The sequence below is a fragment of the Klebsiella sp. C349492 genome, assembly GCF_042055345.1.
GTDB lineage: Bacteria > Pseudomonadota > Gammaproteobacteria > Enterobacterales > Enterobacteriaceae > Klebsiella > Klebsiella scottii.
In genome coordinates, this window is record NZ_JANQCE010000008.1 from 105,353 (window position 1) to 116,760 (window position 11,408).

Below are 11,408 nucleotides of genomic sequence, written 5' to 3' on the forward strand. Positions count from 1 at the left end.
GGCCGCAACTGCGTTAGCTTCACGCCTTCACCCCAGTCACTTACTTGAGTAAGCTCCTGGGGACTCTGGCGCTTGCTGCCTTGCTGCATCCAGAAATCCATAGGGCATGTATATTAATACCCTTATATCCACCGGGACGTTCTATCCGCCTGCATTTTACAAAATTGTTAACAATTTTGAAACAACAAACGGCAAACGATTTTGTCCTTTATTGCCGATAACCTCAAAACGCACGGGAGGTTACCAGAAAAAAGCCGGCCGTCAGGCCGGCTTTTCGCTTACATCACCAGGCGGCGAATATCGCTCAGGGTGTTGTTGATGATGGTAATAAAGCGAGCACCATCAGCACCGTCGATTACGCGGTGGTCGAAGGACAGAGAGATCGGCATCATCAGACGCGGAACGAACTCTTTACCATTCCACACCGGTTCCATCGCGGATTTGGACACACCGAGGATAGCCACTTCCGGCGCGTTCACAATCGGCGCGAAGTGGGTGGTACCCAGGCCGCCGATGCTGGAGATGGTAAAGCAACCGCCCTGCATTTCGCCAGCCGTCAGCTTACCGTCACGCGCTTTCTTAGAGATCACAGTCAGTTCACGAGACAGCTCGGTAATGCTCTTCTTGTTCACGTCTTTGAAGACCGGAACAACCAGACCATTAGGCGTATCAACCGCAACACCGATGTTGATGTACTTTTTCAGCGTCAGACGCTGCGCATCTTCGGACAGGGAGCTGTTGAAGCGAGGCATCTGCTCAAGCGCAGCGGCAACCGCTTTCATGATGAAGACCACCGGAGTGAATTTCACGTCCAGCTTACGCTTCTCAGCTTCCGCGTTCTGCTGCTTACGGAACGCTTCCAGGTCAGTGATGTCGGTTTTGTCGAAGTGCGTAACGTGCGGGATCATCACCCAGTTACGGCTCAGGTTAGCACCAGAGATTTTCTGGATACGGCCCAGCTCGACTTCTTCAACTTCACCAAACTTGCTGAAGTCCACTTTCGGCCACGGCAGCATGCCCGGGATACCGCCGCCGGTAGCGGCAGCAGGCGCAGACTCAGCGCGCTTAACGGCATCTTTCACGTAGGCCTGGACGTCTTCGCGCAGGATGCGGCCTTTACGACCGGAGCCTTTCACTTTCGCCAGGTTCACGCCAAATTCGCGTGCCAGGCGGCGGATCAGCGGAGTCGCATGGACGTAGGCATCGTTCTCAGCGAACTCGGATTTGCCTTCAGCTTTCGCCGCAGGGGCCGCCGCTTTCGCAGCCGGAGCCGGTGCAGCCGCTGCAGGTGCCGGAGCAGCTGCCGCCGGAGCCGCAGCAGGCGCCGCGCCTTCAACTTCGAAGACCATAATCAGCGAGCCGGTGGAAACTTTATCGCCGGTGCTGATTTTGATCTCTTTCACGGTGCCCGCGAACGGAGCCGGAACTTCCATCGAGGCCTTGTCGCCCTCAACGGTGATCAGTGACTGTTCAGCGGCAACTTTGTCGCCCACTTTCACCATCACTTCGGTCACTTCAACTTCGTCGCCGCCGATATCCGGTACATTCACTTCTTTAGAACCGGAAGCCGCTGGTGCAGACGCCGCTGCCGGAGCAGCAGCCTGCGCCGGTGCCGCAGCAGGTGCCGCACCCGCCACTTCGAAGACCATAATCAGCGAGCCGGTGGAGACTTTGTCGCCGGCGTTGATTTTGATCTCTTTCACGGTACCCGCGAACGGTGCCGGGACTTCCATCGACGCTTTGTCGCCTTCAACGGTAATCAGGGACTGTTCAGCCGTGACGGTGTCGCCCACTTTAACCATGATCTCGGTGACTTCAACTTCGTCGCCGCCGATATCAGGCACGTGCACGTCTTTCGCCGCGGCCGCAGCCGGTGCAGCGGCCGGAGCTGGCGCTGCTGCTTTCTCTTCCTGCGCAGGTGCAGCGGCTGCTGCACCATCGGCGGAATCGAAAATCATGATAAGTTTACCGGTCTCGGTTTTGTCGCCAACAGAGACTTTGATCTCTTTAACAACGCCAGCCTGCGGAGACGGGACTTCCATAGAGGCTTTGTCGCCCTCTACGGTGATCAGCGACTGTTCAGCTTCAACTTTGTCGCCAACTTTGACCAGGATTTCGGTGATTTCAACTTCATCAGCCCCGATGTCCGGTACATTGATTTCGATAGCCATTATTCTCTTACCTCTTACGCCAGACGCGGGTTAACTTTATCTGCATCGATGTTAAATTTGGCGATTGCTTCAGCCACAACTTTCTTATCGATTTCACCACGTTTAGCCAGTTCGCCCAGCGCCGCAACAACCACGTAGGAAGCATCTACTTCGAAGTGGTGACGCAGGTTTTCACGGCTGTCAGAGCGACCGAAGCCGTCGGTACCCAGTACGCGGTAATCATCAGCCGGTACATAGGTACGAACCTGCTCGGCGAACAGTTTCATATAGTCGGTAGAAGCCACGGCCGGTGCGTCGTTCATCACCTGAGCGATGTACGGTACACGCGGGGTTTCCAGCGGGTGCAGCATGTTCCAACGCTCACAGTCCTGACCATCGCGCGCCAGCTCAGTGAAGGAAGTTACGCTGTATACGTCAGAACCTACGCCGTAGTCTTTCGCCAGAATCTCTGCTGCTTCACGCACGTGACGCAGGATAGAACCGGAACCCAGCAGCTGAACTTTACCTTTGCTACCTTCGAGAGTGTCGAGTTTGTAGATACCTTTACGGATACCTTCCTCAGCACCTTCCGGCATTGCCGGCATGTGGTAGTTTTCGTTCAGCGTGGTGATGTAGTAGTAAACGTTCTCTTGTTTCTCACCGTACATACGCTCCAGGCCATCGTGCATGATGACGGCAACTTCGTACGCGTAAGACGGATCGTAAGAGATACAGTTCGGGATAGTCAGAGACTGAATATGGCTGTGACCATCTTCGTGCTGCAGACCTTCGCCGTTCAGCGTGGTACGACCGGAAGTCCCACCTACCAGGAAGCCGCGAGCCTGCTGGTCGCCTGCCTGCCAGCACAGGTCGCCGATACGCTGGAACCCGAACATGGAGTAGTAGATGTAGAACGGGATCATCGGCAGGTTGTTGGTGCTGTAAGAGGTCGCAGCAGCCAGCCAGGATGCGCCGGCACCCAGTTCGTTGATACCTTCCTGCAGGATCTGACCTTTCTCGTCTTCTTTATAGTAAGCAACCTGCTCACGGTCCTGCGGGGTGTACTGCTGGCCGTTCGGGCTGTAGATACCAATTTGACGGAACAGGCCTTCCATACCAAAGGTACGCGCTTCATCGGCGATGATCGGCACCAGGCGGTCTTTAATGGACTTGTTCTTCAGCATCACGTTCAGGGCGCGAACGAAGGCGATGGTGGTAGAAATTTCTTTGTTCTGCTCTTCCAGCAGCGGACCGAAATCTTCCAGGGTCGGCAGCTCCAGCTTCTCATCGAAGTTAGGCTGACGGCTTGGCAGGTAGCCGTGGAGTTTCTCACGCTGAGCGTGCAGATAGGTATGCTCTTCGGAACCTTCCGGGAAGGTAACGTACGGCAGTTTTTCGATATCAGCATCGGCAACCGGCACGTTGAAACGATCGCGGACGTAGCGTACGCCGTCCATGTTCATTTTCTTAACCTGGTGAGCGATGTTTTTACCTTCAGCGGTATCACCCATGCCGTAACCTTTGATGGTATGGGCCAGGATGACGGTGGCTTTGCCAGTTGTTTCCTGCGCTTTTTTCAGTGCAGCGAAGACTTTCTTCGGATCGTGACCACCGCGGTTCAGGGCCCAGATCTGCTCGTCAGTCCAGTCGGCAACCAGCGCTGCGGTTTCCGGATATTTACCGAAGAAGTGCTCGCGAACGTAGGCACCGTCTTTGGATTTGAAGGTCTGGTAGTCGCCATCAACGGTTTCGTTCATCAGCTGAATCAGCTTACCGCTGGTGTCTTTACGCAGCAGCTCATCCCAGCGACCGCCCCAGATAACCTTAATAACGTTCCAGCCAGCACCGGCAAAAATGCCTTCCAGTTCGTTAATGATTTTGCCGTTACCGGTGACCGGACCGTCCAGACGCTGCAGGTTGCAGTTGATGACGAAGACCAGGTTATCCAGTTTTTCACGGGTCGCGATGGTGATGGCGCCTTTAGATTCCGGCTCGTCCATCTCGCCGTCGCCCAGGAAAGCGTAAACGGTTTGTTTGGAGGTATCTTTCAGGCCACGGTGTTCCAGATATTTCAGGAATTTAGCCTGGTAGATTGCACCGATTGGGCCCAGACCCATTGATACGGTCGGGAACTGCCAGAAGGTCGGCATCAGTTTCGGGTGCGGGTAGGAAGAGAGGCCTTTGCCATGAACTTCCTGACGGAAGTTGTTCATCTGCTCTTCAGTCAGACGACCTTCCAGGAACGCACGTGCGTATACGCCCGGAGAGATGTGGCCCTGGAAGTAAACCAGGTCGCCGCCATCCTGCTCGTTGCGCGCACGGAAGAAGTGGTTGAAGCACACTTCATAGAAGGTCGCGGAGGACTGGAAGGAAGCCATGTGGCCGCCCAGCTCAAGATCCTTTTTCGATGCGCGCAGAACGGTCATGATGGCGTTCCAGCGAATCGCAGAACGAATTCGACGTTCCAGATCCAGATTCCCCGGGTATTCCGGTTCATCTTCAACGGCAATAGTGTTGACGTAACTGCCAGTAGATGTGCCAGCAGCAACCTTCACCCCGCCTTTGCGGGCTTCAGAAAGGAGTTGGTCAATCAGATACTGAGCGCGCTCAACACCTTCTTCACGGATGACCGATTCGATCGCCTGTAGCCAGTCGCGAGTTTCGATCGGATCCACGTCATTTGGTAAACGTTCTGACATGGGGGGTATTCCTTATCTATCTAATCGTTGATTAATCTGGAACCTGTCCCATTGCACTCTTTGTTCTTCATATTTCAGGTTATCTCTTTGTTGGCTGCGCTTCCTCACCCCGGTCACATAGTTAGCTATGCTCCCGGGGATTCACGCGCTTGCCGCCGCGATATAACCCGAACTATTTGAACAACCAAAAGCACAATAAGACAGGTTCTGCGTTTAGTTGCCGCGCTCTAAAAAATGGCGCTTAAGAACCGGAGTTCTCATCCTTCCGTTGCTGTAAACGACGCAGTGAGCGTTCTCGACGACTCTCCTCACGGCTACGATCCAGCAAAATTTCCTCAATGAACGCCAGGTGTCGATGCGACGCTTCACGCGCCTGCTCCGGCTCCCCGGCGATTATCGCCTCGAAAATACGAGTGCGATGATTGCTGACCTGCGGGAGCATTTCCCGACGGGCGTACAACAATTCAAAGTTCTGGCGAACGTTTTGCTCCAGCATCGGCTCCATGCAGCGTAGCAGATGCAGCAGCACAACATTATGCGCCGCTTCGGTGACGGCAATTTGATACTGGACGACGGCATCGGATTCGGCGTCAAGATCGCCGGACTGCTGGGCCCGCTCAATGGCCTGATGCAGCTCGCGAATGCGTTCGCGGTCAGCATCATTGCTGCGCAGCGCCGCGTAATAAGCCGCGATGCCTTCAAGCGCGTGACGGGTTTCCAGCAGGTCGAATTGGGATTCAGGGTGATCGGACAGGAGCTCTACCAGCGGGTCGCTGAAGCTCTGCCACAGGCTGCTCTGTACAAAAGTTCCACCGCCCTGGCGACGAAGCAACAGGCCCTTGGCTTCGAGGCGTTGAATCGCCTCACGCAGCGAGGGACGGGAAACGTCGAACTGTTTAGCCAGTTCGCGTTCAGGCGGGAGTTTTTCACCGGGGCGCAACGTCCCCTCAAGGATTAAAAACTCAAGCTGCTGCTCTATCACATCAGATAGTTTTGGTTGGCGGATTTTGCTGTAGGCCATATTCCCTGTCTCTGCCATTAGCCCGTAGTCAATTGGTCTTACCAATTCGCAGTTCGTAGCGGTAAAGTAACAAAGTATTCACCTTCTGTCCATACAGGTTTTGATTGAAATCAGTAAAGCAGGCACATTTTAACAACCTTACAGAAATAACATTTCAGAATTGTAACTTCTCACAAATGATGTCTTTACCACGTTGGAGGTAGCGTTAACTTTTATGAAACGAAAAATACGCCATCTGAACCGATTCAACAGTCAAAAAATCGTTTTTAAATTCACTTTTACTGCGTAATTAGTCATTAAGGGTTAAAGAGGCTAATTGCCGCCCCGTTTACAAATGGTTTCTTTTTGTTCGCTTCGTCATCACCCCTTCATAAAGCAGGTGCATTCGCCCGCACTTATCACTATTCTCCATGATACAAAAGGCCTTTTAGTGATTTTATATTCCGCCTTGCGTAAAGAAATTAATACAGAAACGGAATTTCATAATTACACAACACAATAATGTCGACGCTGAATCACGCAGAACAAGGCTGGTCTTAAACTCTCTGGAATAGAGATAGCTATGCTATCTGGCAGGGACCGACAATAAAGCAACAGCCTGAAGGATGAAGCGTAAACGCAAAATAACCACACACGAGGTTTCATGATGGAAGGTCAACAGCAAGGCGATCGGCTAAAGCGCGGCCTGAAAAACCGCCATATACAGCTTATTGCTCTGGGCGGCGCTATCGGTACCGGCCTGTTTCTGGGCAGCGCGTCCGTTATCCAGTCGGCAGGTCCCGGCATTATCCTTGGCTATGCCATCGCCGGTTTTATTGCTTTTCTGATTATGCGCCAGCTCGGTGAGATGGTTGTAGAAGAGCCGGTGGCAGGTTCATTCAGTCATTTCGCCTACAAGTACTGGGGCGGGTTTGCCGGCTTTGCCTCCGGCTGGAACTACTGGGTGCTGTACGTTCTGGTCGCGATGGCCGAGCTGACAGCGGTCGGAAAATACGTCCAGTTCTGGTGGCCGGAGATCCCGACCTGGGTCTCTGCGGCGATCTTCTTCGTTGCCATTAACGCCATCAACCTCACCAACGTGAAGGTATTCGGCGAGATGGAGTTCTGGTTCGCCATTATTAAAGTCGTTGCCGTTGTGGCGATGATTCTGTTCGGCGGCTGGCTGCTGTTCAGCGGCAACGGCGGCCCGCAGGCAACCGTCCGCAACCTGTGGGATCAGGGCGGCTTCCTGCCGCACGGCTTCACCGGGCTGGTCATGATGATGGCCATCATCATGTTCTCGTTTGGCGGCCTGGAGCTGGTCGGGATCACCGCGGCAGAAGCGGATAACCCGGAGCAGAGCATTCCCAAAGCCACCAATCAGGTTATCTACCGTATTCTGATTTTCTACGTGGGCTCGCTGGCGGTACTGCTCTCTCTGCTGCCGTGGACGCGCGTAACCGCAGATACCAGCCCGTTTGTGCTGATCTTCCACGAACTGGGAGATACCTTCGTTGCTAACGCGCTCAACGTGGTGGTGCTGACCGCCGCGCTGTCGGTGTATAACAGCTGCGTTTACTGCAACAGCCGAATGCTGTTTGGTCTTGCCCAGCAGGGTAACGCGCCGAAAGCGCTGATGAACGTCGACAAGCGCGGCGTGCCGGTGAACACCATTCTGGTTTCCGCCGTGGTGACCGCGCTGTGCGTGCTGATTAACTATCTCGCGCCGGAATCGGCGTTTGGTCTGCTGATGGCGCTGGTTGTTTCTGCCCTCGTCATTAACTGGGCAATGATCAGCCTGGCGCACATTAAGTTCCGTCGGGCAAAACAGCAGCAGGGCGTGGTTACCCGCTTCCCGGCGCTGTTCTATCCGCTCGGTAACTGGATCTGCCTGCTGTTCATGGTCGCGGTACTGGTCATCATGCTGATCACCCCGGGCATGGCCATCTCCGTCTACCTGATCCCGGTGTGGATTGCCGTTCTCGGCGTCGGCTACCTGTTCAAACAGAGAAGCGCCAGCGCCGTAAAAGCACATTAATACATCGTTAAACTCTGTGCCCGCCGCATCTTAGCGGGCGCAGAGCCCTGTTACCCGCCTCCCCCTTCCCCCTAATCAGTCGTTTTTCCATATCGCCAACCGATACCGCAACGCATTTCACAACACGCTGACCCCATCATGGGCGCGTCTCGCTGCGCAGGGAATGTTCCAGCGCCGCATATTCGCGCTTGCATGCGATAGCCGCTAACCGGCAGGTGGAGAGAAAAAGGGAAGACGTACTGGCGTATCGCGCGGAACGCCACCGAACCCGCGGTACGATCCTAACGGCTGAAGCGCATCGCCTGGCAAGAAAACGGGATGCCTGATTTCGACATCCCGCCTGCGCCGCGCCCGCTGACGGGCGGGGGACTTAAATCAGCGTTCCGTAAATCGTCAGCAGGGCCATAATCACCACCACCACCAGCGACGTTTTCTTGGCCATTGAAACGGCCGCCTTCGGCGTCTCGACCTTATCGACATGCGGCTCACGGGCGAGCGAGAACTGCGCCAGACGCGTCAGTACCTGATACTGCGACGAATGGCGATCGCCCAGCGAGGCGAACCACGCGGGTAGCGCCTTCTCGCCGTGACCAACCAGCGCGTAAACCACGCCTACCAGCCGCACCGGCACCCAGTCCACGACGTGCAAAATGCCATCAATCCCTGACTGCAAACGATGGTGCGGCGTTTGATAGCGGGCCAGCCACGACTGCCATGCACGCAGGACGCTATAGCCAATCAGCGTGATCGGGCCCCACGGCCCGCCGACCACAAACCAGAACAGCGGCGCAAGGTAATAGCGGTAGTTGATCCACAGCAGCGCATTCTGCAGTTCGCTGAGGTATTCACGGTTGTCGCAGCCCGGCGGGACGCCGTGGATAAGCGTCAGCTCGCTGGCCATCGCATCGCAGGCATGCTTATCATTGCGGGAAGCGGCCTTCAGGTAGGCGTGATAGTGCAGGCGGACTTTGCCGGCGCCAATGCACAGCAGACCAAGCAGGATCCAGAACACCAGCAGCGGGACGTTAAACAGCACGCCGTGCAGCAGGCTCTGAATAATGTACACCGCAACCATCGCCACCGCCGCCATCAGCAGCGTGCCGAACAGCGAGAAGTGCTTCACGCGACGGAACAGAACCTCAAGGCGATGATCGAGCTGCCAGTGCTCGCCCAGCTTAAACAGGCGTTCGGCGATGAGAACCAGCAGCGTAGAAAATAACGTCATGGCATCTCCTTATCTGACGAAGCGGTCAACAGACCGCGAAATTTTGCCCAGTCAAACGCCGGGCCGGGATCCGTTTTACGCACCGGCGCGATATCGCTATGGCCGGTCATGTTTTCAGCGATAGCCGGATACAGCGCGGTCAGCTGCCGCGTAACCGCGGCCAGCTGCTGATACTGCGCATCGGTATAAGCCAGCGTATCCGTTCCTTCCAGCTCAATACCAATAGAGAAGTCGTTGCAGCGCTCACGCCCCTGATAGCAGGATACGCCGGCATGCCACGCGCGCTTATCGAAAGGCACATACTGCACGATTTCACCGTCGCGGCGAATCAGACAATGTGCCGAAACCCGTAGCTGAGCGATCCCGGCAAAAAAAGGATGCGCGTTGGGATCGAGCGTGCCGCTGAACAGAGCGTCAATCCACGGACCGCCAAATTCACCCGGCGGCAGGCTAATATTATGCACCACCAGCAGGGAGGGGGTTTCATCATCCGGGCGGCAATCATGGTGCGGCGAAGGAACCCGACGCGCGCCCACCAGCCATCCTCCGTTCAACTGCATTGCGGAGTCTCCTTTCACTAACGCATGCTCCCGGGCCGCCCATGGCCCAAGGATGCCGATTATCATACACAAATTCGTTCGGGGCCGATCGCCGCGCCTCCACCTCTACAACGCAGGCACGCCAACGCGGCAATAGCCTGAAGGATGAAGAGTATATGGTGTAGAAACGCCGTTCAGGTTAGCATGTTTCCCACTTCTGAATCTTATCTATCTGGAGCTTTATCATGTCGCCTCGTCGCTACAACCCCGACCGCCGCCGTGACGCGCTGCTGGAACGCATTAACCTCGATATTACCGATGCAGTAGCCCAGTCCCTGCGCGAAGATTTAGGCGGCGAAGTTGACGCTAACAACGATATTAGCGCGCAATTATTGCCGGAAAGCGCACGCTCGCACGCGGTTGTCATTACCCGCGAAGACGGCGTGTTCTGCGGCAAACGCTGGGTGGAAGAGGTCTTTATTCAGCTGGCCGGCGACGACGTCAGCGTCACCTGGCTGGTTGAAGATGGCGACGCGGTCAAGGCGGATCAGCCGCTGTTTGAGCTGCAGGGCCCTTCCCGCCTTCTTCTGACCGGCGAGCGCACCGCGCTGAACTTCGTGCAGACCCTATCCGGGGTCGCCAGCGAGGTGCGCCGCTACGTGGATCTGCTGGCGGGCACCAAAACCCAGCTGCTCGATACCCGTAAAACGCTGCCCGGCCTGCGCACCGCGCTGAAATACGCCGTACTGTGCGGAGGCGGCGCAAACCATCGCCTGGGGCTGTTCGATGCCTTCCTGATCAAAGAGAACCACATTATTGCCTCCGGCTCCGTGCGCCAGGCCATCGAGAAGGCCTTCTGGCTGCATCCGGACGTGCCGGTAGAAGTTGAGGTTGAATCCCTTGATGAGCTGGATGAAGCCCTGAAAGCCGGAGCTGATATCATCATGCTCGATAACTTCACCCCCGACCTGATGCGCGAAGCGGTGAAGCGTACCAACGGCCAGGCCGCGCTGGAAGTTTCCGGCAACGTCACCTTCGATACTATCCGTGAATTTGCCGAAACCGGCGTCGATTACATCTCCGTTGGCGCCCTGACCAAACACGTCCGCGCGCTCGACCTGTCAATGCGTTTCCGCTAACGCTCCGCCCCGGCATGGATCGCCTGCCGGGGCGCACGCTTTGCGAGGGCGATCTCAGCGTTTTGCCCTCGCCCTGTAACGCGTAAAGAAAGCCTGGGAAGCCGTTTCCTGAGCGCTCATTTATCGCTCGTCATCCTCCCCGCAGACCGCCACAGTGCTCCCGACGATAACAAGGAGCAATCGATGGACAGACAACGTGGCTTTACCCTTATCGAACTCATGGTGGTGATTGGCATTATCGCCATTCTGAGCGCCATCGGTATTCCCGCCTACCAGAACTATCTGCGCAAGGCGGCGCTGACCGATGTCCTGCAAACCTTTATTCCCTACCGCACGGCGGTTGAGCTATGCGCCCTTGAGCACGGCGGCCTGACAAGCTGCGATGGCGGTAGCAACGGCATTCCCTCTCCCGCCACCACGCGCTACGTTTCCGCAATGACCGTGGCTAAAGGCGTCGTCACCCTTAGCGGGCAAGAAAGCCTGAACGGGCTACGCGTCACCATGACGCCCGGCTGGGATACCGCAAATGGTATTACCGGCTGGCAGAGAGAGTGCGACATCGCCAGCGGCAGCGCCCTCAAGCAGGCGTGTGAAGACGTATTCCGCTTTAACTGAGGC

The 11,408-nt window shown here is 55.9% G+C and carries 8 protein-coding genes; 3 read left to right on the plus strand and 5 right to left on the minus strand.

Annotated features, from left to right (window positions below; translation table 11 throughout):
• Positions 1-278: 278 nt before the first annotated feature.
• From aceF to pdhR, 3 genes are all read right to left on the minus strand, one after another.
• Complete coding sequence (gene aceF, locus NWP14_RS24115; RefSeq protein WP_375216116.1) at positions 279-2,171, minus strand: pyruvate dehydrogenase complex dihydrolipoyllysine-residue acetyltransferase; 1,893 nt, start codon at positions 2,169-2,171, stop codon at positions 279-281.
• Positions 2,172-2,185: 14 nt separating this feature from the next.
• The gene (aceE, locus tag NWP14_RS24120) at positions 2,186-4,849 is read right to left on the minus strand and encodes a pyruvate dehydrogenase (acetyl-transferring), homodimeric type (RefSeq protein ID WP_095103744.1); all 2,664 of its coding nucleotides are present in this window, start codon (positions 4,847-4,849) and stop codon (positions 2,186-2,188) included.
• 241 nt (positions 4,850-5,090) lie between these two features.
• Complete coding sequence (gene pdhR / locus NWP14_RS24125) at positions 5,091-5,870, minus strand: pyruvate dehydrogenase complex transcriptional repressor PdhR (protein WP_041144071.1); 780 nt, start codon at positions 5,868-5,870, stop codon at positions 5,091-5,093.
• Positions 5,871-6,513: 643 nt separating this feature from the next.
• Here pdhR and aroP point away from each other — a divergent pair.
• Positions 6,514-7,887, plus strand: coding sequence for an aromatic amino acid transporter AroP (gene aroP, locus NWP14_RS24130; protein WP_095103746.1), 1,374 nt, complete (start codon positions 6,514-6,516; stop codon positions 7,885-7,887).
• Between the two features lie 370 nt (positions 7,888-8,257).
• Here the strand turns inward: aroP and ampE are convergent, their stop codons facing one another.
• Both ampE and ampD read right to left on the minus strand, forming a co-directional pair.
• A complete protein-coding gene (gene ampE / locus NWP14_RS24135; RefSeq protein WP_095103748.1) occupies positions 8,258-9,112 on the minus strand; it encodes a beta-lactamase regulator AmpE in 855 nt (284 codons plus the stop codon).
• The gene (ampD, locus tag NWP14_RS24140) at positions 9,109-9,672 is read right to left on the minus strand and encodes a 1,6-anhydro-N-acetylmuramyl-L-alanine amidase AmpD (RefSeq protein ID WP_095103750.1); all 564 of its coding nucleotides are present in this window, start codon (positions 9,670-9,672) and stop codon (positions 9,109-9,111) included. Before ampD ends, ampE begins: the two co-directional genes overlap by 4 nt.
• Positions 9,673-9,896: 224 nt before the next feature.
• Between ampD and nadC the strand changes: the two genes are divergently transcribed.
• Positions 9,897-10,790, plus strand: coding sequence for a carboxylating nicotinate-nucleotide diphosphorylase (gene nadC, locus NWP14_RS24145; RefSeq protein WP_331834567.1), 894 nt, complete (start codon positions 9,897-9,899; stop codon positions 10,788-10,790).
• Positions 10,791-10,973: 183 nt separating this feature from the next.
• Positions 10,974-11,405 carry a prepilin peptidase-dependent pilin gene (ppdD, locus tag NWP14_RS24150; protein WP_095103754.1) on the plus strand — a complete coding sequence of 144 codons (432 nt, stop codon included), beginning with the start codon at positions 10,974-10,976 and terminating at the stop codon, positions 11,403-11,405.
• Positions 11,406-11,408: the final 3 nt, after the last annotated feature.